The 20,922-nt window shown below is 49.6% G+C and carries 20 protein-coding genes; 5 read left to right on the top strand and 15 right to left on the bottom strand.

What is annotated here, in order from left to right; translation table 11 throughout:
* Positions 1-10: 10 nt before the first annotated feature.
* From RS891_RS02740 to RS891_RS02680, 13 genes are all read right to left on the bottom strand, one after another.
* Complete coding sequence (locus tag RS891_RS02740) at positions 11-991, bottom strand: LpxL/LpxP family acyltransferase (RefSeq protein ID WP_113055094.1); 981 nt, start codon at positions 989-991, stop codon at positions 11-13.
* Positions 988-2,169: an arginase family protein gene (locus RS891_RS02735; RefSeq protein WP_315794360.1), complete on the bottom strand. Its 1,182-nt coding sequence runs from the start codon at positions 2,167-2,169 to the stop codon at positions 988-990. Before RS891_RS02735 ends, RS891_RS02740 begins: the two co-directional genes overlap by 4 nt.
* A 27-nt stretch (positions 2,170-2,196) precedes the next feature.
* Entirely contained in the window at positions 2,197-3,582 is a 1,386-nt protein-coding gene (locus tag RS891_RS02730; RefSeq protein WP_315794359.1) for an MATE family efflux transporter, read from the bottom strand.
* Between the two features lie 19 nt (positions 3,583-3,601).
* Positions 3,602-4,570 (bottom strand): hypothetical protein, encoded by a 969-nt coding sequence (locus RS891_RS02725; protein WP_113055097.1) that lies wholly within the window; start codon positions 4,568-4,570, stop codon positions 3,602-3,604.
* The gene (locus RS891_RS02720; RefSeq protein ID WP_315794358.1) at positions 4,563-5,720 is read right to left on the bottom strand and encodes an acyl-CoA dehydrogenase family protein; all 1,158 of its coding nucleotides are present in this window, start codon (positions 5,718-5,720) and stop codon (positions 4,563-4,565) included. Before RS891_RS02720 ends, RS891_RS02725 begins: the two co-directional genes overlap by 8 nt.
* Entirely contained in the window at positions 5,720-6,451 is a 732-nt protein-coding gene (locus tag RS891_RS02715; RefSeq protein ID WP_315794357.1) for a hypothetical protein, read from the bottom strand. The genes RS891_RS02720 and RS891_RS02715 overlap by 1 nt, the downstream gene beginning before the upstream one ends.
* Before the next feature lie 28 nt (positions 6,452-6,479).
* Positions 6,480-7,424, bottom strand: a complete 945-nt coding sequence (locus RS891_RS02710; RefSeq protein WP_113055101.1) for a 3-oxoacyl-[acyl-carrier-protein] synthase III C-terminal domain-containing protein — start codon at positions 7,422-7,424, stop codon at positions 6,480-6,482.
* A gap of 18 nt (positions 7,425-7,442) precedes the next feature.
* The gene (locus tag RS891_RS02705; protein WP_315794356.1) at positions 7,443-8,276 is read right to left on the bottom strand and encodes a hypothetical protein; all 834 of its coding nucleotides are present in this window, start codon (positions 8,274-8,276) and stop codon (positions 7,443-7,445) included.
* Positions 8,277-8,320: 44 nt separating this feature from the next.
* Positions 8,321-8,581 (bottom strand): acyl carrier protein, encoded by a 261-nt coding sequence (locus RS891_RS02700; protein WP_068964052.1) that lies wholly within the window; start codon positions 8,579-8,581, stop codon positions 8,321-8,323.
* Between the two features lie 18 nt (positions 8,582-8,599).
* On the bottom strand, positions 8,600-9,886 hold the full coding sequence (lysA, locus tag RS891_RS02695; RefSeq protein ID WP_315794355.1) for a diaminopimelate decarboxylase: 1,287 nt from the start codon (positions 9,884-9,886) through the stop codon (positions 8,600-8,602).
* The gene (locus tag RS891_RS02690) at positions 9,887-11,275 is read right to left on the bottom strand and encodes a preATP grasp domain-containing protein (RefSeq protein WP_315794354.1); all 1,389 of its coding nucleotides are present in this window, start codon (positions 11,273-11,275) and stop codon (positions 9,887-9,889) included.
* On the bottom strand, positions 11,214-12,224 hold the full coding sequence (locus RS891_RS02685) for a 3-oxoacyl-[acyl-carrier-protein] synthase III C-terminal domain-containing protein (RefSeq protein ID WP_113055107.1): 1,011 nt from the start codon (positions 12,222-12,224) through the stop codon (positions 11,214-11,216). The genes RS891_RS02690 and RS891_RS02685 overlap by 62 nt, the downstream gene beginning before the upstream one ends.
* A 112-nt stretch (positions 12,225-12,336) precedes the next feature.
* Positions 12,337-12,603 (bottom strand): hypothetical protein, encoded by a 267-nt coding sequence (locus RS891_RS02680; protein WP_315794353.1) that lies wholly within the window; start codon positions 12,601-12,603, stop codon positions 12,337-12,339.
* A 183-nt stretch (positions 12,604-12,786) separates the two neighbouring features.
* Here RS891_RS02680 and RS891_RS02675 point away from each other — a divergent pair, with 183 nt between their 5' ends.
* Positions 12,787-14,037: a helix-turn-helix domain-containing protein gene (locus RS891_RS02675; RefSeq protein ID WP_181586701.1), complete on the top strand. Its 1,251-nt coding sequence runs from the start codon at positions 12,787-12,789 to the stop codon at positions 14,035-14,037.
* An 85-nt stretch (positions 14,038-14,122) separates the two neighbouring features.
* On the opposite strand, the gene RS891_RS02670 is transcribed toward RS891_RS02675, so the two are convergent.
* Both RS891_RS02670 and fosB read right to left on the bottom strand, forming a co-directional pair.
* Positions 14,123-14,350 carry a hypothetical protein gene (locus RS891_RS02670; protein ID WP_315794352.1) on the bottom strand — a complete coding sequence of 76 codons (228 nt, stop codon included), beginning with the start codon at positions 14,348-14,350 and terminating at the stop codon, positions 14,123-14,125.
* Positions 14,351-14,452: 102 nt separating this feature from the next.
* Positions 14,453-14,872: a metallothiol transferase FosB gene (gene fosB, locus RS891_RS02665; protein ID WP_315794351.1), complete on the bottom strand. Its 420-nt coding sequence runs from the start codon at positions 14,870-14,872 to the stop codon at positions 14,453-14,455.
* A gap of 170 nt (positions 14,873-15,042) precedes the next feature.
* Between fosB and RS891_RS02660 the strand changes: the two genes are divergently transcribed.
* The 4 genes from RS891_RS02660 to RS891_RS02645 all read left to right on the top strand — a co-directional run bounded on the left by RS891_RS02660 (position 15,043) and on the right by RS891_RS02645 (position 20,865).
* Complete coding sequence (locus RS891_RS02660) at positions 15,043-15,942, top strand: glucose 1-dehydrogenase (RefSeq protein WP_113055114.1); 900 nt, start codon at positions 15,043-15,045, stop codon at positions 15,940-15,942.
* 202 nt (positions 15,943-16,144) lie between these two features.
* A complete protein-coding gene (locus RS891_RS02655) occupies positions 16,145-17,755 on the top strand; it encodes a gamma-glutamyltransferase family protein (protein WP_315794350.1) in 1,611 nt (536 codons plus the stop codon).
* Positions 17,756-18,177: 422 nt separating this feature from the next.
* A complete protein-coding gene (locus RS891_RS02650; RefSeq protein ID WP_315794349.1) occupies positions 18,178-19,185 on the top strand; it encodes a BMP family lipoprotein in 1,008 nt (335 codons plus the stop codon).
* A gap of 27 nt (positions 19,186-19,212) precedes the next feature.
* Positions 19,213-20,865: a methyl-accepting chemotaxis protein gene (locus tag RS891_RS02645; RefSeq protein WP_113055117.1), complete on the top strand. Its 1,653-nt coding sequence runs from the start codon at positions 19,213-19,215 to the stop codon at positions 20,863-20,865.
* Positions 20,866-20,922: the final 57 nt, after the last annotated feature.

Raw genomic sequence — 20,922 nt, 5'->3', positions numbered from 1 at the left:
TATAAGGCGGTTAACCCAAATTGTAAATCATGCCACTCTCGGTGTTCAGTCCAAGCTGACCGAATCCATCCAGCGGTCTGGAGAACCAGTCCAACCGATTCTCGCCTTCATCCAAGCGAATGGGAATCTCGTCCTCTTTCCAGTGAATAACCTGCTGATGGTGTCGGTCCCAAAATCTCCAGAGTGCAGGCTGCCTCCACAGCTGAGCACGAAACGGCTCATATACACGTTCTGCCGATACCTGAATGTCCTCTTCCAATGTGAAAGGAGGCAGGAAAACAATTTTCGAACGAAAATCCTCAGTCAACGTCATGAAATAGGGACATACAGGCTTGCGAGCCCTCGCTAAAATGCGAAATATACCGCTCCTCGTCCGAATCCGTGAACTAAGAAAAGGAAGTTCTACTGCACGGTTATCCGTATTGAATCCGGTCTGTCCATCCACAAAAAGATTAAATGAACCTCCCTTCCGCAAATGGGAATATAATCGGATGCCAATCATTTCGTCCTCTGCATTAAGCAATTCTGCTCCTGCATATTGCCGGATGGAATTCCAGGCCTCCAGCTTCTGCTCCTGCTTCACAGTCCCTTGCTCAGCCACCAGATAAAAGGGGAGTTTGGCATTAACATGTCCTGCTCGAATCTCTTGTCCAATTGTAATCATATTGTGTCTGACAAAACCGTAGTGCCAGGTCAGCAAAGCTCCGCCTTCCTTAAGCGTGGCCCTTAGATGCTCGCGTCCCTCAACCTCATCCCACTCCATAAAGGAAAACGGGCTTTTTTTGTGTTCATCAATCGTACGCAAAAATGCCAGATAATCCATCCAGATCGACTCAGGAGACATTGCCGGCTGAAGAGGTGCAAGCTCCTTAACAATATTCATCAACGCATAAAAGTAGCCGAGTTGAATGCCGGCTGTTCTTTCCTTGGAGAGCTGATCCTGTACCAGTTCCCGGTGAAACGTATATAATGATCGGAAATCCTTCATCATCGCGTCTCCTTTGTGCCCTTTTTCAGGAATGCTCCAGTTCCCGACAGTATGCTTTCCTTAAGTGCATCCCTGTTGATAGTCGAAGCAAACTGGCGACGATTCCGGTCCATGCCGTCCAGCATATAAGCCAGCATGCGAAGCGCCAGCTCGTATTGTCCAGGAATGTTTCGGTCTGATGACACACCCTGCCCTTCAACCATATCCATACCGAGATAAGGAAGCGGGGCATCCAGCGCTGCAATAACGCAGTTCCGAATGTTCTGCCAGGTCGGTCCTCCGCCAATGGGAAAATCAACATAAGGAAAGCTCCCAGGATCAAGACAATCCAGATCAAAAGTCAGATAAGCCGAATCGATATCGTACCTCTCCCGAACCTCATTCAGAACGGTGCCCACCTTCTCTGGTGTCATTTGCTCCGCTGATATTTGTCTCAAGCCCGGATGCTTGTACATTTGATCCGCTGAGCGAAGACCGCGCAGACCGATCTGCACAACAGCCTCAACAGTCCCATCTTCCAACAGATGCCTTACGAAATTGGAGTGACTGGGGTGCTCCTGATGAATGGCATCTATGCCGCAATCATGATGGGCATCGAACTGAACCAGCATCCTGCGACTCCCTTTGGCCTTTGGCATCTGTTGAAGCACGCCCTGTGTAATTGAATGATCGCCACCCAAGCAACAGAGCAATGCCTGATGTGCTCTGGCATGCTCCAGAGCAGATGTAATTCCTCTTGAATAGGGCAGTTCTGCATGATTATCCGCTTCGTCCATGAGGCAAGAACCCCAATCCTGCATGATTACGTCTTCAAGCAACCGCGTTCCATTGCCAATATCATATAATCCCGAATTCCCTGTTTCTTTTAATGACGGATACAACACTTTTTTATACGATTCCTCACGCAACACTTGCACAAATCCGGATACAGAGGAATTCTTCAGGCTTGTTCCACCGGAATAGGGAATGCCCAAGATACAGAGTTTAGGTGCCTGTTCTTTAAGTGGCTCATACAAAAAAAAGGGGACCTCCGGGGGTTCAACTCCCGGCAAATCCGGAGGGAAACGCGGCTCCAGCGTGTGCTCAGGCTCAAGTTCATAGAACTGACCGAACGTTTCATCCGCAGCGATCCATGTATCTCCGATACGACGCACGAGATAAGCAGGCTCGGAATGTTTCATGCAAGATCCTCCTGTACTTAGTTAGAGTCAAATCTGTGTGGAATATCCCTGATTGGTAAGAGTGGATTCTTCCTCTGTTATTCCTGACTCGTATGCGGACGGCTCTACATAATCCCGCCTTAACCTCCTCATGAAAGGCAGGAAGAAAGAAATGCCCATGACGTTCATACCAGCAATAACGCCATAGAAATAGATAACCTGATTAAACAGGCGAGTCATTCCCCATCCCAATAAAATAATTAACAGGAAGTATACTGCATTAAGGAACAAGGCCTGATACCCGCGCCCGCTCTGTTCCATCGTAAGCAGCGTGGTCATCATGGGGCCCATGCCAATATAGGAAAGAGCAACTACAGAGAGATAACGTGCGGCTTCCGCACGAGATGCCGCGTCTTCAATCAGGAATGCAGTAAGCGGTTCTCTCCAGACCCAGATTACAATAGCAATAATTGCGTAGAGAGCGAAAGATTGCAGCAGACCTTGTCGATAACTTGCGTAGGCCCTTGGTCGATGAGGCGACTGCAAGTTGTGATTGATCATGATGCCGATAGCAGAACCAATCACAATGCCCGGTAGAATCGCCATCGTCTGAATTCGATAACCGACGCCAAAACCGGCAACGGTACCTTCACCAAAGTGGCTGACGATTTTGTTAAAGAAAAAGGTGCTCAGAAAAATCATGCAGTATGAGATGAAAACGGGAATTCCTACATGTCTGAGGGCAACAAAATGTTTCTTTGCAAAAGCAAAGTGTTCCATAAGGAATTCTTTGCGAACGAAAAGAATGATCAGGGAGATGAGCAAAGATAATGTCGATGAGATCATGTTGGCATACACGATCCCCTTCAGATCCAGCCCGAACATTGATACAAAAACATACACAAGAGAAATGTTCAGCACAGCCATGCCCACCGAGTTCCACGAAGCGGCTTGCGCCCGGCCCAGACCCCGAAGCGCCGCACCACTTACTGCTGCCAGAACAGCCGGAACACCGGCGATCATCATGCCTCCAACGTACAGCGTAAACATGGGAGCAATATCGGCAGGTACGGCATAAAACCATGTCAGCGCGGGAGTCAGCAGCATTACAATGCCGCCTGTTAGGATAGCAAGCAGCGCTGCACTTCCCATCATATGGACAAATAACTGTGTAAACACCCGTGAACCCCCGGCACGACTGCGAGCCACTGCCACCTGAACCGAGAGCTGCATCGCTTCAATGATCGCAATCATAACGAAGGAGACCGGGATGTACAGCGAGAGGACATATAGAACGCTCTGGCTCGTATGTCCCATGAAAAATACGTTAGCCAGTTGCGTAATTACATTGACCAATGAAGCAAGCAGCATCGGGACAGCTGTTCGCAACAGCAATCGCTGGATCGAACCGACCGTATAATTGATCCCTTGCATGGTGACTCACCTCCACAATTCATGTTGTCTTGATTTCCTGATTCATCGCAAGACTGCTTAGCAATGGCAGATGGATCACGTGTACACAGCAAGCGGATATCATGCGGTCCCCATCCCACGAAATCATCACTACCCGTTCTTTCGGCCTGATAATTCCTCGCTGCAGTTTTTCTGCTAGTTGAATCCACACATCCCCGCTCTGATAATCCGCATATGGTACGCATACGGTCTTGTCAGGACCTATATGCAAAATGGAATTGTCGCTTATGTGAAGTCCCAGCCTTGACTGAAGGATCATATGATCCGCTGTGCAACCATCCATCAGTTCACGGATAATATCCTGTACCTGGGAGGCAAAAGAGTCGGCTTCGTCCGACTGTACGATCCTTTTGCCGACATAGCGTACTTGCAATGCGCCTTGATTGGTGCACGCCTGAAGGGCAACTGCCATATCGGCCGTATCGCCACGCTCCTTGGTTTTCAGTCCATATCCGGCCTGACCATCGTCATGGAATACCCGCTGTTCCACCAATACAATGGCAGCACGCTCCCTCTGGCGTAGGCTCCACTGAGCCGCCTGGATGGCTTCCGTACCGGCCAGCGCACCCATATGTGATAACCCAAGCGGATAATCAACGTGCCATGCAGCCATTTCAAGCATACGGGCAAGTGGTGCATTCAGAGCATGACGTTCAGGGCAAGTCTGTGCGAAAATCAGCCAGTCCCAGTGCGCCTCATTAGATAACCGTTCCATCACCATGAGCGCAAGATCACCAGCAGTCAGACGTTTCCCATCTGCCATGAGCGAACGGGTCAGCGTTCCCACACGACCATAATAATGATCTTCCATATATATGTGTGGGGATACATAAAAATAATCATCCGGTGTTGGCCAGTCGAGGGTATACAGATGATCCTCCGCGGTTAACCAGCAGATATGATCCACGTAAATAGGATCGAGGGCAGCATTGTGAAATGGTTCAGGCATGCTGCATCTTCCCGTTGGCATAGGCTTGGAACACATTGATTTTCTGAATGGACGTTGTACCTTCCATAAACTCGAAGGCTCTGGCATCGCGATACCATTTGTTCAACAAGGGATGTTCCATCATGGAGCCAGGACCCATCATGTCCAATGCCAATTCCGTCGCTTCCTCAGCCAGCGCAGCCGCGCGAATTTTACTAAGGGAAGCAAGGTACCCTTTTTGGGCATCATGATCAATCTCTGCTGCAGCATTACGAATCATGCTACGAAGCGAATGCAGCCGCATCTCCATTCTCTCCAGCTCCATCTTCTCCCGCTCTTTGAAAATGGATCTGTGCTCCAGTACGTAATCATACGCAGCCTGTGCAACACCGAGCGCCAATGCTGCTACGCTTGGGCGCATGCGATGAAATGTACGCAGTGCCCCCCATAACCCCCGCTTGGTAGGACTAAGATGACGGCCGATAATATCCTTCTCTTCCAGCGGGAAACCTTCAAACTTCAAATGACTGATCTGGAGCGCGCAGAGTCCCATCGTATCCAGTGGGGTCGCCGTAAAGCCTTTCATTGAGGGATCGACAAGCGCGATCTGAATGCCGAGAGGTGTCCGGTTGGTCTGGGCAAACACTAGGCCGACACGTGCACGGCTTCCATTCCCAATATAGATTTTATGACCGTTCAGCTCGATCCCCCCGCCAGGCTGACGTGTGATACGTGTACCAATATCCGTGGCATCGGAGCCCTTCTCCGGCTCCGACATGGCAAAAAAGGCCCATGACGCGCCCTTCATAAAATGGCTATAAAAACGTTCCTTTTGCTCCTCATCGGCAAGATCCATCATGACGATGCTGGACATTGATGGACCCGGGCCGCCAAGAAAAGCTCCAGCATCTCCTGCTGCCAACTTCTCAATCGTGATCACCCTCTCCAAGGAGGAGAGTCCGTAATATCGTTCATTGCCTATGGTTATGATCGGTTGACCACCATACTCCGGTGGAATCATCATATGATTGATGGCCTGCATGGAAGGCATATGCAAAAATTCATGAATTCGTTCAGGCTCACGATCGATTACAAGACCGATTTCGCGCAGCTCGGCAGCGAACTCTTTCATGACATGCTCAAAGACTGCAATGGTTGACGGTGTGATCATCAATAATCCCCCTCGCCTGATAACAGCATGTTTTTCACCAGTTGGCCTGTATAGATATAGGAAGATACACCCTGTCTCAGAAATCCGAAACCTCCACCCAAACGCTGAATTTGTCTGAAAGCTTCATCCATTTCCCGATGAATCCACGTGTGGACCTGGCGTAACGGAAGGTCTGGCTTAACGGACAGGTATTGGTTCTGAGGCAACGTTTCCGTCATGTAAAGCGTTGTCAAAACATCCGCGACCATTCCTTTCACCAGTTGATGTTGAAGGGTGGACTGCCCTCCGGATATGCGACCTGACAGATGCCTGCGCATCTGTTCCAATCCAGCCCTGCACAATTCGGCTCGGAATTGGAGTAACCCTGTTCTCAAAACATCGTCCCAAGTTATTCCCTCGTCATTGCCATGCTCCTGGAGCGCCTCAGCTGAATTGAACCGTACACGGTATAGCTCAATGCCAGAAGGCTCAAGCATCCGATCCTGCACAAGCACAGCATGTAACTGGTCCCAACCATACAGCCCTCTTGCAGTTCCATGCCAAACTACAGGCTCTTGTTCAATCAGACCCGTTGTCGCCAGCATGTATTCCCCCGCAGCCAAAAGCACGGGACGGTTATTCCATCGCACGGTTGCATCTTCCAACAATTTCGAAATTGAAGCAACAGGATCACCTGCCGCCTGCAGGCCCACGGATCTCGCCCCCGCACCCTGAAATTCGATGACGTGCATTGCCACTCCTCCTGTTCCCTCATTCTTCTTATTCTCCATGCCTCACCAATGCAAAACCAAAAAAGCTGCCCAGCCCGATGCTGACCATGACGGAGCGTCCTTTCGTGCAAACCCAGTCCTGTTCCAGTCCCGAGCTCAAATTAATAAACGGATCCGTGGAGAAGGTATGACCGATGCGCTGAATGTTATCCAGATAGATTCGTTCCTGCTCAAACCCCGTTCTTCGCGAGAATTCCCTCCAGGTCGTCCAGTTGACATTATGGGGAAAGATATGATCCACATCCTGAAGAGTCAAGCCTTCCTTGGACAGCAGCTCTTCCATGCCTTGAATGATATAATCCACATACAATCGATTAAAGGCCGTGATCTCATCAGCAGTGGCATGATAGCCCGTATGGAATCGGGTATCTCGAAAAATATGCGTCGCCTGAACGACGTGCTGACGACTATCCCTGCTTAGCAGGACAGCCACAGCGGAATCACCCAGGATTGCCGACTTGCGTAGATAGCGCCATTCAGAAGGAAGAAAATTGAATTGATCGGCGCAAACAAGCAGCACCTTCTGAATGTGAGGCTGTGTTTGTGATAGGCGTTCAAGCCATTGAAGAGCCGCTATCGACGAAGCACAGTTCATTTGGGATATGCCATAGAAAGGTACTTGTTCCATTCCGAAGCGTCGTAAGACACGCTGCACAAGCCTGTAGTCGCCGGGTGTCTGCACCTGAAAGGAATGGACATAAAGAACAAGGTCTATTCCGGCGAGAGATTGCCTGGTCTGAAGACGTTCCACAGCCTGCGCAATCGTGTCATCCAGCATCTGACCGGGATCCGTAACAGGTATACCTTCCAAGTGATGGCATTTACGCAAAAACTGAAGTTCCCCCGTTCCCAGTTCCAAGGCAGCCAGAACTTCCTCCGGTTGCTGGATTTGTTCAGGCAGGTAGACACCAATATCCACAATACCGAACGCCACTGTGCTCCCTCCTCCTTGTTACTGACTGTCCACCCTTGCATCGCCAGTCTGGATTAACAACGCATGAATAAATGAATCGGTTTGCTCCAGATGCATAAGGCATATGTACTCGCTCCTATCCTTCTCTTCCAGAAGCTCCTGCAATGCGAAGAACGGAGCCGCACTCCAGCGTGATGGATCGTAACACCCCCTCCATTTAATCGCCTCGTACCATGAAGTGCCCGTACATTCCTGCTCCAGATCAGGGTGGATGAGCAAGGTAATCTGATTCTGGTAAATGGAAGCCTCCTTGCACAAGTGATCCAATACCAGAGCAGCTGTATCGGATATGGACTGGTCGGCATATCGCATCTCCACGCCCAGCAGGCAAGGCCCCTTGCCTGTCATCCGTTCGAGTAAAATGACTGCAGCTGTATCCGGTCCAGGCGACTCATTCAATTCCATCGTTTCATAGGGGAGAGCCGTTTGATCCATGATCAGCAGCATACCCTTACTGAATCCCTCCCGGTTCAAATAATGCTGAAGCATATGGAGTGCTGCAAAGGGAGCACCAAAACCAAGATCATTTACCGCAAAGCTGATGAAGCACGCTTGATAACGATCCATCAAATAATTCACGATCGAAATATCGGGGCGAATATTAGGGAAATTGTACGCAAGCAGCAACACATCCACATCCTGCATAACCTGATCAAGCCCTGTCGCTTCCAATAGCTCCACGCTCATATCGTGATAGGCATTGTTGTTACGCTCCTGCAAAAGATGAACATCATACTTTACCGGAGTATTGGCAAACATATCCCGGTGCAAGCGCAATAGATCAGGATGTTCGAATGGAGGATGGCTGTCCAAGAAAAGCCTGACCCCCATCTCACGAATGGCAACAGGCGAAGCCATCAAGCCGCGATCAGCTGCTTCTCAATATAAGCAGCCAGAGAGCCTACCGTATCGAAAACATCCGGCTCCAGCTCGTCCGGGTCGATCTCCAGACCCTCAATCCGGTCTTCGAGGGTCATGAGCAGTTCCAGTACCGACGTCGAATCCAGATAGAGTTCGTCAAATAAAGAAGTGCTCAGTTGGATATCCTGCCTGGCTTCCGTATTCAACACTTCAGCAATAGCACCCTTAATCTCTTCAAGCAGCAATGCAGTTGTCATGTTCATCATCTCTCCTTATCAATTGGTTATTGCGGTATGAGACACTTGTATCAAACGCTGTTTGCCCAGCAGATCCTCCGGAGTATCCCTATCCCGAATCAGATGGGCTTCTCCACCAACAATTAGAACTTCAGCAGGACTTCCGTGACTTAGAAAATGCGTTGGAGAAGCTGTTGGTCCATAAGCTCCGGAATGGAACACACCAATTAAATCGCCTTGCATGATGGGCGGAAGCTGAACGCGTTTGCCCACAACATCGTTGGGTGTACACAATGGACCCGTGATATTGTACTCTGCTACAGGGGCTTCTCCATAACGCGTCAGGGATGCTATCGGAAAGTTGCGCTTCACGTAAGATCCCGTGCCTACCGCTGCCATATGACAGTTCGTTCCTCCGTCAGTCACGACAAAGTTCTCTCCGTACGATTGCTTGACGTACAAGGCGCGGCTGACCAACATGCCCGAGGTGCCTACCAGATAACGTCCAAGCTCCATGAATAGCCGCGTATCCGGGTGCCCAAGGCGAAAAGCTTCGAACTGCGGATTCAGCTGTTCTGTCAGGGATGCAATGGACAGGGGCTGCTCACCCTCATGATATGGCACACCTAATCCTCCACCGACATCCACCATTCGCAAGGTAATATCAAGCTCATGTTCAAGGCGCTCAGCCAGATCCAGAATATGCCGAGTATTCTCGGCAATCGGTTCTACCTCCAACATGCGGGTTCCCATGTATACGTGAAGTCCCATGATCTCAACATGGGAACAGCCCTCGAACAGCTTCTTCCCCTGAAGCACACTCTCTTCATCCATGCCGAACTGACGCGGTTTGCCGCCCATAGTCAGCCTTGATCCTTTTACGGAAAAGGAAGGATTTACTCTCAACGCAACCGATACAATTCTCCCTTCGCTGGCGGCAATCATCTCAATACGCTCAAGCTCTTGGAATGATTCGCACACAATTGCATAGATGCCATAACGTATACAGGCGGCAATCTCTTGATCGCTCTTTCCGGGTCCAAGAAAAATAATACTTTCCGGAGCGACTCCTGCCTTTAGAGCCGTGTGCAACTCCGTCATGGAACACACCTCTGCCTGCGCACCCATTTCTTGCAGCATGTGTACAATCGAAACATTCGGATTAGCCTTTAATGAATAAAACAGCTCCACGTAGGGAGTAAGCGAACCCCTTAGTTCCTGATACACCTCTCGCAGTACTTCCCCGTCATAAACATACAGGGGTGTTCCGAATTTCTCGGCTATATCCGAGATGGACAGCTGCTGAATCTGATATTCTTCGGACATTCACATCACCTCATTTATGGAAGTTAATACGGCTTCTACCGATTCGTCGATGGCTCGCAGCCGTTCAGGAGAGGGCGCAATAATGACGCCATACAGACGTCCGGAAAAAAGGCTGCCCTCACTTTTGAATGCCGCATTGACCGTGGCAAAGTTGTTGATCAACAGCCCTTCGCCATTCTCCGGTGTGAACATCAGCCCCCCCAGTCTGGAGCGCAGCTCTCCGTAATCCAGCCAATGCTTGAGACGAAGTGTGTATTTTTTGGCGAGACCAAACATGCCGTCCAGGAGCCAGCGCTCCTGAATGTTCGTCTGATATGTAGACATGTTAAACCTTGCATTGATTTCAAGGTTGGGCCAAACTGTGCCCTCCTCATCCAGAATCGCGTCCATGCCGGCAATGCCGTAATATCCATCCCGATGCAAGGCTGCACCGATTTGCAAGGCTGCCTCCCGAATAATGCCAAGTTGAATGTCATCCAGACGAGATGGCATGAGATGTCCCTGATGTACGCCCTGTTCTACCAGCGATTCCTTTACGCCGAGGAATTCGACTCCACCGGACCGATCGATGAGGATCTGGTAATTCAGGTCACAGATTTTGTCAATCCATTGCTCCAGCACGTAATTGATCCGGCGAATGTCCTTTTTGCTCGCCTGCTTTTCCAGCATGCTCATACATTTGTAAAACCGGCTTTCATCAGAAATTACAGTGATGCCTTTGCCCGATACACCCATGGAATCCTTCAGCACAAGGCGTCCACCCTGCTCGAGCACAGGCTTCAGGCGTTCGAAACCAACTGCAAGCTCTTCCAGGGACGTACATTCTGCACCTGGAATCTGACGAATGCCCAGCTCTGTATTAAGGCGGCGCGAATAACCCTTGTCATTCACCTTGCGAAACACTTCCACGGAGGGAACAGCAAGAGGAATCCCGGTAAGGCGGGAGAGTTCTTCTTCGTACTCCGATGTGCCGAAGGGGACCAGATAAGCACGTGTTTCGGAATCCTCGGACAGCTCCCGCAGCTTGCCCAGCGTGTCGGGACAATTGAGGAGATTAGCCGTGATATTGAGTGCGGGCTCATTGTATTCCGCAGCAATGCACCGCGACTGACCAAAGCCCAGGGAATGCGCCTCTGCCATGAAGGCTTGATCCGGCTGACTTTTAAGTAAAATGATATCGTTCTCTCCGGCCAGGAACAGTCCCAACTCTTCCATCCGGTTTACGACGTCTGCAGCCGAGCCGATACTTATTGAGGGCAACTTAAGAACCCCCTGCTCACTCCAATACTCTTCAACCTCAAAATTGTTCAGATAAACAAAAGTAACATTATGCCGACCCGTTAACGCCCACTTCAACTTGCTCGAAAAATCGGTCAAAACTGTCGTCACGACCATCGCCTCCAATTCCTGCATATTGCATTACCGCTACGCTGAAGGTAACCCCAAGACCAACCGTAACAAGAAGATAATAATCATCCGGTTGCAGAAGCTCCTGCTCCAGAACGGCTTGAAGGTTGATATACGGATCGGAACAGAAGCAATGACCAATCTCCTGCACATTCGATGTATATATACGTTCAAGGGGATACGATAATCGGGCGGCTACTTTTTTCCAGGAGGATAGATTTACATTGTGCGGTACGATATATCGAATATCCTGCAATGCAAGACCCGCCTGCTCCACAGCTTCAAGAATGGCATCACATAACCGGGGCGTGTATATCTCCTGGAATTCCCTTTGTAATCGGGGATTCCCCGTCAGCACATTGCAGTACTGACCAAGTGTAATATTTGTAAGTCCAACCAGACGGCTTCCATCTCCGTTATTGCCAACCAGGACAGCCGCGGCTGCCTCTCCCATCACGGTTGTGTTAGGAATCAGTTGCACAACGGGGCTGAACGTTTTCTCCCCTGTCAAAATTAAAATATGATCATCCGCTTCCAATGAAGGCAGCAAAGTCTCGGCAACATTTAGAGCAACCAAACCCGATGCACAGTTCTGCTGCGTAAGTGAAAACGCAATGGCATGCTGCAATCCGTACGCCCGTTTCAGGCCTTGCAAAACTTTCATAGGAAAGGGGAAATTTTCCTGAATTGTGTGGCAATAAATGATATACTTAATCGAAGCAGGAGCTACCTCCTGATGGGTAACCACCTGGGTAAGCACATGCCCGAGCAGGGCCGCCAGATCCCCGTCCCTGTCTTGCCGAACCTGTTTCAAACCATGAATTTTTTCCAGTACTTTCGTCTGGGCAGTGTTGAGTCCCAGAGCATCGTTCAGTTCCCGGATGGGTACGATATGTTCTGGAATATAGGACCATATTTGTCTAATATGCATCGGCTCAAGACACCTCGTTATCACCAACGTGCGAATCTCTCTGAATATAGGGAGAGAGCTTCCGTGGAAGCTCCCATCTATGAATCTAACGTAATGCGATAAGTAAGTAAGATCAGGCACGGGCTGCTGCTGCGCGAGCTGCTGCCGCACGAGCTTCTACTGCACGAGCCGCTGCTGCGCGAGCTTCTACTGCACGAGCCGCTACTGCACGAGCTTCTACTGCACGAGCTTCTACTGCACGGGCTTCTACTGCACGGGCAGATACCGCACGGGCACTGACTTCACGAGTCTCACCCAATACGTTTGCTTCCAATTGTGCTGCTTCGATTTCTTTGCGTTTCAGTTGTTCCAGTGTAATCGGAGTCGCTTTAAGGACCATTCATTTCTCCTCCTTTCATCTTGGATACTATCATTCTATAATCTCCCAAATTGGAATTAAACTGTAAATGGAGGTAAATGCCCCTTACACGCCTTACCCCTTGTTTTTGCCTACTCCATGGACTCAACATACAATCCACAATTCTAGTAAAATCCAACTATATTTAAGGGACGGTGAATGAACATGGTCGGACCCAAAATCCGGGAAATCCGGGAGCAGCTTGGACTTTCGCAAAAGCAACTGGCGGGAGAGGATATGACACGCTCTTATATCAGTCTTATCGAAAAGGGCAGAGCCGTTCCTTCCCAACGTATGTTGAAGATCATTGCGAGACGATTGAATACACCTATGGAGTATTTTTTGGAAGGAAATACAGAGACAGATACGGATATTGGTGAGGCTGTGCTGGATAAAGCAAAATCATATTTTGAGGAAAACAACGACCACGCTTGCATTCGCATGGCTCATAATGTGCTCACATTGACCAAGGATACACTAGACCAGACAGAAGCCTACCTCCTGATCATGCGCAGCCATAACCGAATGGGAGAACATCGGGAAGCGATGGATAAGGGAGAAGCCGCCGCCTTTACGATAACCCGCACCGGAGATCGGGAGCGCATTGTTCAATATTATCTGGAAATGGGACGATCGGCTTTTCATGCAGAGCTATTCCATGCTGCGCGGAAATATTATGAACAGGCGTATACCTACAGCAGCAGGCTTAAGTACCTGCAGGATGATCATATTCGTGCATTAATGTATCTTGGAACCACTCATTTGCGCTTGGGGAATGTCGATCAAGGCCTGGATTTCTATCATAAAGCAGAAAAAGACGCCCGGATGACAGGACAGCATGAACTTTATGGTGAGATCACGCTTGGTCTGGGCAAAGCCTACTACATTTCCGAACAGGAAGGCCACTTGTCATTAAGCCAAGATTGGACCAAAACCTCAGCAGATTCATATAAACGAGCAAAGAGTGAATCCTATGTTCTGGCCCTCCACAACCTTGCCGTCATTCAGCTCCATATGGGGCAAAAAAAAGAAGCCCTTCCTTTGCTGGCTGAATGCGCCGAAATATACGACAAACGCAAACTGCCCGACAAAAAGGCTTCCATATTGGAGGAAATCAGTAAAATCTATCTGGAGGAACGTGAACCGCTGCAGGCAGAGGCTGCCATCAAAGAAGCTCTTCAACTGCTGGATCAGCGAGATGAAGGGATACTGCGGGCAAAACTATATCGTCTTCTCGGCGTGGTGTTCCACGAGAAAGACAATCCGGACGAAGGTTATTACTTTCTACGAATGAGCCACGATCTGCTAAAACGAATTTATGCAGAGCGTGAAGCGAACATCAGCTACCAATTACTCCTCTTAAGTAAACAGGATCGTAAAATGGAATATAGCGACTACAAATCATTTATCAAGTAAAGACAAACCCTATCTTCTTCTAACAACTGTAAAACAAACCGAAAAGGTTTTATGAAATTCAGGGTCTCTGGAAAGAGGCCCCCATTCATCTATGGGGAACCGGATCATTCAAGTCAAGCAGCGTTACAGGTGGAAATTTGTCACTCTGCTGAACCGAAATTTCAGCAAACCCTGTGCGTTCCCCCGAATTGGTAATCCCCCCCGTAAAAACGGAAACCAGCATGACTGTGGCCATGCAGAGTCTACTTGCAATTACCCGTAATTTGCATCCTTTGCTCTCCACGCCCATCTCTCCTTCTGTATCGTTTGGCATTAGATATACCCTATATCCTCTGCGATCCTGAGACTTATTTTACGGATAATTGCAGTGACATTAAACACGTTAATTACCATTTACCTCCATTTGCACATCATCTTATGGATAAAAGGTCATATGCATCTTCTCTTCACGATAAAAATCCAGCCTCTGCTTCATGTTGCCTGTATGCAGTTCGAACAAATGACCATCGGGATCGGTAAAATATACGGATAACGCATCCCTCGGGTCACGAGGTCTTCCGGGAAGAATGTCAGCCCCGGCTGCTCGCAGCTGCTGTACAGACTCGTCGAATTCCTCTTCTTTTACGGTAAATGCAATATGTGTATACGTTCGTTCCGTGTAGTTGCGAATGACGTCTTCCTGATTCAAAGCAATCCATAGTCCGGCAAGTTCGAAATACGCCAGCTTCCGGCCTTTTACCTGAATGCGGGCACCGAGAGCCTGCTCATAAAAAGTAATGGACCGTTCCAGATTGGATACGGAAAAGCACAGATGATTAATCCCCTGAATATTCATTTGGCTCCTGACACCTCCACATTTAATAAAACTGTTGCAATAGCTACATCCTTATTATGGTATATTTTGCGTTAAAAACAAATGTCCTTCTTCCTCCTACCGCACCTTCTTCTGGGCGAATGCATAGATTAGCCGTATGAACTAACGTGTGCGAGGAGGAAGTAAAACGAATGAATCCTGTATATCCTTTTTACGGTGAGAAAACGGTGTGCAAGCCACAAAATCTGGCTTTCCCTCCCCAGCATCAGGACCAGCAGCCAGGTCTGGAAACCCTAATGGTACCTGAACCAATCAGCGAAGATCCTGCTTATATTGGCAGCTGCAAGCTGAAAGGCAAGGTTGCGATTATTACCGGTGGTGACAGTGGAATCGGCAGAGCTGCAGCTATTGCTTTTGCCAAGGAAGGTGCAGATATCACCATCGCTTATCTATATGAACGGACCGACGCCGAAAGGACACGTGAACGTATTGAAGAGCTGGGACAACGGTGTCTGTTAATCGAGATTGATCTGCGGTTGAAGAAAAACTGCGAGGCTGTCATCCGTACGACCATGGAAACCTTCGGAAAGATCGACGTCCTGGTCAACAATCATGGCGTCCAGTACGTACAGCCAAGCATTGTCGATATTACGGAAGAACAACTGTACCATACGTTCCAGACGAATGTTTTTGCCTATTTCTTTCTTATTCAGGCGGCTCTCCCCCATATGTGTAAGGGTGCTTCCATTATTAATACAGCTTCCATTACGGCCTATAAAGGTAACGTGCAGCTGATTGATTACTCCTCCACCAAAGGGGCTGTGGTCTCTTTGACACGGGTACTCGCCAAATCACTCGCATCCGAAGGAATCCGGGTGAATTGCGTGGCTCCGGGACCCATCTGGACCCCACTCATTCCATCCAGCTTTTCCGCTGAAGATGTGCAGGTATTTGGAACCGAGACGCCGATGGGCCGGGCAGGCCAACCTTATGAACTTGCGGCTGCCTACGTCTATCTCGCTTCCCGCGACTCCTCCTATGTCACCGGTGAGTGCATTCATGTCAATGGCGGCGACATGGTAACGACCTAGTCATCTGGAGAACACCGCAAATCTTTGAAAAAATATAATGGCACTGATATGAATGCAACTGTATCCTCCCTATTCACGGGCTATGTCAGGTTGGATTTCGCGTTGGCAGCAGGAGATCACGTTACCTGTTCCGAAGAGGATTAGGAGTATTTGTCCGGCGAGCCGGAACCTGACATCTTGCGATAAGGAGCTGAACAACCTGATGAACTACGATCCACTCTACCAACCGTATCCGTCTTACCGTGTGCCCGTTTATGCCAAACAAGGCATGGTCGCCACTTCACAGCCTTTGGCTGCACAAGCGGGTCTGGATGTGTTAAAAAAGGGCGGCAACGCCATTGATGCCGCTATCGCCACCGCTGCTGCGCTCACCGTGCTGGAGCCAACGTCCAACGGCATTGGGGGCGATGCCTTTGCCCTCGTCTGGACCGAGGGCAAACTGCATGGCCTGAATGCCAGTGGGCCTGCGCCTCAGAGTATATCGATTGAGGCGCTCAAAGCGGCAGGCCATTCGGAGATGCCGAAGCTTGGGGTTATCCCGGTGACGGTGCCTGGCGCACCGGCGGGTTGGGCTGAGCTGAGCCGCCGATTCGGGCGGCTTACGCTGGAGGAAGCGCTGGAACCGGCTGTCCGCTACGCGGAAGAAGGTTACCCGCTTGCGCCGGGGCTGGCCCGCCATTGGGCAAGGGCAGCCGACATTTATGCACGCCAAGGCGATGCGGAAGCCGGGCGTGCATGGTTTGAGACATTTGCCCCAGGCGGGCGTGTTCCAGCTGTAGGCGAGATTTGGCGTTCGCCGGATCATGCGGCAACCCTGCGCCGGATTGGCGAGAGTGGAGCGAGAGACTTCTATGAAGGGGAACTCGCGGGGCGCATTCATTCTTTTATGGCAGAACACGGAGGTTACCTGACCAAAGAAGATCTGGCTGCATTCCAGCCTGAATGGGTTGATCCGATCTCGGTCTCCTATCGCGGATATGACGTCTGGGAGATCCCACCGAACGGTCAGGGGCTGATTGCTCTGGCAGCGCTCAATCTGCTGAAGGGCTTTGATTTTGAAGAAAAGGAATCCGTCCTGGCATACCACAGGCAGCTGGAAGCCATGAAGCTGGCGTTTGCCGATGGGGAGAAATATATTACCGAGGAACGCAAGATGGGCGTAACGGTGCAGGAATTATTATCCGAAGCGTATGCAGACGAACGGCGCAAACTCATTGGTGATCTGGCACTTCCGCCTGAAGCAGGCGACCCAAGGGCAAGCGGAACGGTGTATCTTGCAACGGCAGATGGTGAGGGCAACATGGTTTCCTTCATTCAGAGCAATTACATGGGCTTTGGCTCCGGGCTGGTTGTGCCGGGTACAGGCATTGCCCTGCAAAACCGGGGACATAATTTCTCGCTTGATGCGGATCATGCCAACGCACTGGAGCCGGGTAAACGGACATATCATACGATCATCCCGGGTTTCCTCACACGGGGAGATGAAGCCGTCGGACCATTTGGGGTCATGGGCGGTTTCATGCAACCCCAGGGTCACGTGCAGGTCGTCATGAATACGGTGGACTTCCACCTCAATCCACAGGCTGCGCTCGATTCTCCACGGTGGCAGTGGACCAAAGGCAAAACGATCCTGGTTGAGCCCGGATTCCCTCAGCATATTGCACAGGCACTTGCCCGCAAAGGGCATGATATACAGATCGCCCTCGACCCGTCGATGTTTGGACGCGGCCAGATCATCTGGCGCAACCCGGACAATGGCGTATTGTGCGGCGGCACGGAAAGCCGGGCCGATGGCTCGGTAGCAGCGTGGTAATACGCTGCAAGTGCAGCTGAATAAGCGCGGGAACATAGCGTTCAGGTACACTGCATATGCTGAGTGAACAGGGAAAACCGTTCATATATATGAATTTTTTGATTCATGATATGTAGTCATTCATCATTCGTTTGGTATCAGGAAAAGGCAAAGAGGAGACCTAATCGGTCTCTTCTTTGTCCTTTTTTTATCTTTCTTTTTCCGGTTAACCAGCAAGACGTATTACAGGTCCTGTATCGAATCCATGCCTCTTCTAATGTAAATTCCATGTATAATTCATGGGTTTCATTGGAATTTCATTGAGTTTTCGTAAATTTTCATCCTTACCCATTATGGAGACTCTGCTCCCATCCGATATACATATAGAGGAATTGCTCACCTCACACGTTATCTCCATCTTATAGAAAAGAGGGCATACGCACATGAAAACACAATGGAAAATCAAATTCGGGTTCACCATGATGATGGTTCTGGTTGTTCTGATGCTGGGAGCTTGTTCGGCAGCCGATAAGGCGTCCCCCGCAGATCAGCGAACCAAAGTCGGAATCGTTCTTACGGATGTCGGCTTGGGTGATCATTCTTTCAGTGACGCATCTTTTGAGGGATTGGTACAGGCAAGAAACGAGAACAGTATTGTTTTTGATTACAAGGAACCGGGAAAGGATTTGACATCCGAGGCAGCTTTTGAGCAATTTGCGAAGGATAAAGTTGATCTGATTATTGGTCTAAGCGACACGATAAAAACAGATCTGGAGAAGGTTGCTCAGAAGTATCCCGATCAGCACTTTCTCATCATTGACGGGCATTCCGATCTCCCCAATGTGACTTCCATGTCCTTCAAAGCAGAAGAAGGCAGCTATCTTGCAGGGATCATTGCTGGCTTTGCAACAACCGAAGACCATGTAGGCTTCTTGGGTGGAATGGATATTCCGGTGCTTCACGATTTCCAGCAAGGTTTTGAGCAAGGTGTAAAGGCAGCCAATCCGGATGCTACAGTTCATGTCGTGTACGCCGGGGATTTTGGCAATCCTGATCTTGGAGGAAAGCTCGCAGCACAGATGATTCAGGAACAGCATGTTGACGTCATTTACGTCGCAGCAGGATTGACAGGTATAGGCTCACTTTCAGAGATTCAGAGATTGGGTAAATACGCCATTGGCGTGGACCAGGATCAGTTCTTTTTAGCAGAAAAAGCAGTACTCACTTCCATGCTCAAAAATGTAGATGTCTCACTTCATAACGCCATTAATACGTTCATTCAGAACCAACATTCATTTCCCGAAAAAGAAATGTTCTATGGTCTGGCAGAAAATGGCGTAGGTTTAACCGCCCTACATAACATCACACTCACGGACGAACAACAGCAAACGTTCGAAGATTTGAAAGCACAGATCGCTTCCGGCAAAACCAAAATTACCCTAGATCAATAAACCAATTGCTAATATGGAGGCACGCTTATGAAATTGCAGGGAAAGCTGATATTGAATGCCATAGTATCGTTACTGTTATGCCTTTTGCTAGTAGCCTATATCATTATTCAATTGCTGAACATGAATGCCAAAAATCAAAATCTGGTGCCTGCCATGCTGAAGGTCACGGAGCTGAACGCTAACCAGATACAGACCGAGCAGGCACTCGATGTGTACTCGTTCTCCATGACAGCTGGCAATCAGGATAATGTAGCACGCTTGCTGAATGAAGGTAAAACCATGGTAAAGCAGCTCACAGAAGGCTTGCTGGAAACGGATGAACAGCTTCGCCTGATCCAATCCATCCAAACCAAATTAACGGCTCTGGACACGGGCGCCACCGAAGCCATTACAGCCATGAACAGTTCGGACGCCAAACGTTTCAGCTCCCGGGTCAAAGGCATACAAAATGATATCTACATGCTGGATGAGGTGACCCGGGATCGATATGACCAATACACAATAGATCTTGAACAAGACATTCAGCGGACCTGGCAGATCGCTCTCGCCGGAGCCATCATCCTGCTTGTCGCTGTTCTGCTGTTCAACATGTACACTTCACGAAAATTGGCGAGACGCATACGCAGCTTGAAGGAAGCCGCAGGACAAATTGCGAACGGCGATCTTACGCAGCAGCTTCCGGAGACACGAGGCAAAGATGAACTGGATGACTTAAACCGCTCCTTCCGTCTGATGACGGGGAACATACGCAGTATCATTCAATCCATCGGTGCCGCAGGAAACCGTGTGGATGGGATGGCGCAGGACATTGATCGCGGCAATGATACCGTGCAGGCCATTGTGCAGCAAGTATCCCGAACAACCGAAGAACTGTCGATTGGCAGTCAGAAAATTGCTGAGGATCTAAGTGACACGGTTATGGTCGTGGACAAGATGCAGCATATGTTTGAAAGCAATCTTCAGGCGACTTCACAATCGGCCATCTATGGTAACGAAGTTCTGACTTCCGTGCGAGAGGGACACATTGCCGTACAGGAACAGCTTCGACTGGCTGAAGTAAACCGGGTTGCGATGTCTGAGGTGGAAAAGACTGTCCAGGAATTGGAGGAGAGCGCCTCCCGGATCGCAACTATGACTGCCTATGTATCAGGTATCGCAACGCAGACAACCCTTCTCTCTCTGAACGCCTCCATCGAAGCGGCACGTGCAGGTGAAGCGGGACGCGGCTTTGCTGTCGTCGCGGGGGAAGTGAAGAAACTGGCCGAGCAATCAGAGCAATCGGTACAGCATATCTTTGCGGCTGTCGGCGAAATCACAGCGGCTATGGGCAAAGTGAAAAACTCTGTGACACAGAGCATTCAGCTCTTTGCAGAACAGGAGCAGGCTACCGGAAAAACCGGCGAATCCTTCTCCGGCATTCGTCACAGTGTAGAGCGAATCAGCACAAGTATTAATCAGCTTACGGAGGACATGCAGCAGTCCAGTGAACTTAGCGCACAGGTTCAACAGGCAATTGAAAATATAAGTGCGATCACCGAACAATCCGCTGCAAGCAGCGAGGAAATTACAGCTTCAACGGCTGAGCAGCAACGTTCGTTTGCCGAAGCAAGCACCAAGGTGAAAAGCCTGCGGGATATCAGTGCGGAGATGCATCAGGAGCTTCTACGGTTCCGGTTGTAGCTGAACCATGAATGAAGAAAGAAGCGGATGCATAAAAAGGCTGAAAGGGAATTCACT

It is taken from the genome of Paenibacillus sp. BIC5C1 (assembly GCF_032399705.1).
Classification (GTDB): Bacteria; Bacillota; Bacilli; order Paenibacillales; family Paenibacillaceae; genus Paenibacillus; species Paenibacillus taichungensis_A.
Note: the sequence above shows the minus strand (reverse complement) of the source record. Positions and strands in the feature narration are given on the sequence as shown.

Excerpts from the sequence above, each read along its gene's own strand:
- RS891_RS02735 (WP_315794360.1), bottom strand. The coding sequence starts at position 2,169 with ATGAAACATTCCGAGCCTGCTTATCTCGTGCGTCGTATCGGAGATACA.
- RS891_RS02645 (WP_113055117.1), top strand. The coding sequence starts at position 19,213 with ATGAAATTGCAGGGAAAGCTGATATTGAATGCCATAGTATCGTTACTG.
- RS891_RS02740 (WP_113055094.1), bottom strand. The coding sequence starts at position 991 with ATGATGAAGGATTTCCGATCATTATATACGTTTCACCGGGAACTGGTA.
- RS891_RS02730 (WP_315794359.1), bottom strand. The coding sequence starts at position 3,582 with ATGCAAGGGATCAATTATACGGTCGGTTCGATCCAGCGATTGCTGTTG.
- RS891_RS02720 (WP_315794358.1), bottom strand. The coding sequence starts at position 5,720 with ATGATCACACCGTCAACCATTGCAGTCTTTGAGCATGTCATGAAAGAG.
- RS891_RS02655 (WP_315794350.1), top strand. The coding sequence starts at position 16,145 with ATGAACTACGATCCACTCTACCAACCGTATCCGTCTTACCGTGTGCCC.
- lysA (WP_315794355.1), bottom strand. The coding sequence starts at position 9,886 with ATGTCCGAAGAATATCAGATTCAGCAGCTGTCCATCTCGGATATAGCC.
- RS891_RS02715 (WP_315794357.1), bottom strand. The coding sequence starts at position 6,451 with ATGCACGTCATCGAATTTCAGGGTGCGGGGGCGAGATCCGTGGGCCTG.
- RS891_RS02675 (WP_181586701.1), top strand. The coding sequence starts at position 12,787 with ATGGTCGGACCCAAAATCCGGGAAATCCGGGAGCAGCTTGGACTTTCG.
- RS891_RS02670 (WP_315794352.1), bottom strand. The coding sequence starts at position 14,350 with ATGCCAAACGATACAGAAGGAGAGATGGGCGTGGAGAGCAAAGGATGC.
- RS891_RS02660 (WP_113055114.1), top strand. The coding sequence starts at position 15,043 with ATGAATCCTGTATATCCTTTTTACGGTGAGAAAACGGTGTGCAAGCCA.
- RS891_RS02680 (WP_315794353.1), bottom strand. The coding sequence starts at position 12,603 with ATGGTCCTTAAAGCGACTCCGATTACACTGGAACAACTGAAACGCAAA.
- RS891_RS02725 (WP_113055097.1), bottom strand. The coding sequence starts at position 4,570 with ATGCCTGAACCATTTCACAATGCTGCCCTCGATCCTATTTACGTGGAT.
- RS891_RS02685 (WP_113055107.1), bottom strand. The coding sequence starts at position 12,224 with ATGCATATTAGACAAATATGGTCCTATATTCCAGAACATATCGTACCC.
- RS891_RS02700 (WP_068964052.1), bottom strand. The coding sequence starts at position 8,581 with ATGACAACTGCATTGCTGCTTGAAGAGATTAAGGGTGCTATTGCTGAA.
- fosB (WP_315794351.1), bottom strand. The coding sequence starts at position 14,872 with ATGAATATTCAGGGGATTAATCATCTGTGCTTTTCCGTATCCAATCTG.
- RS891_RS02650 (WP_315794349.1), top strand. The coding sequence starts at position 18,178 with ATGAAAACACAATGGAAAATCAAATTCGGGTTCACCATGATGATGGTT.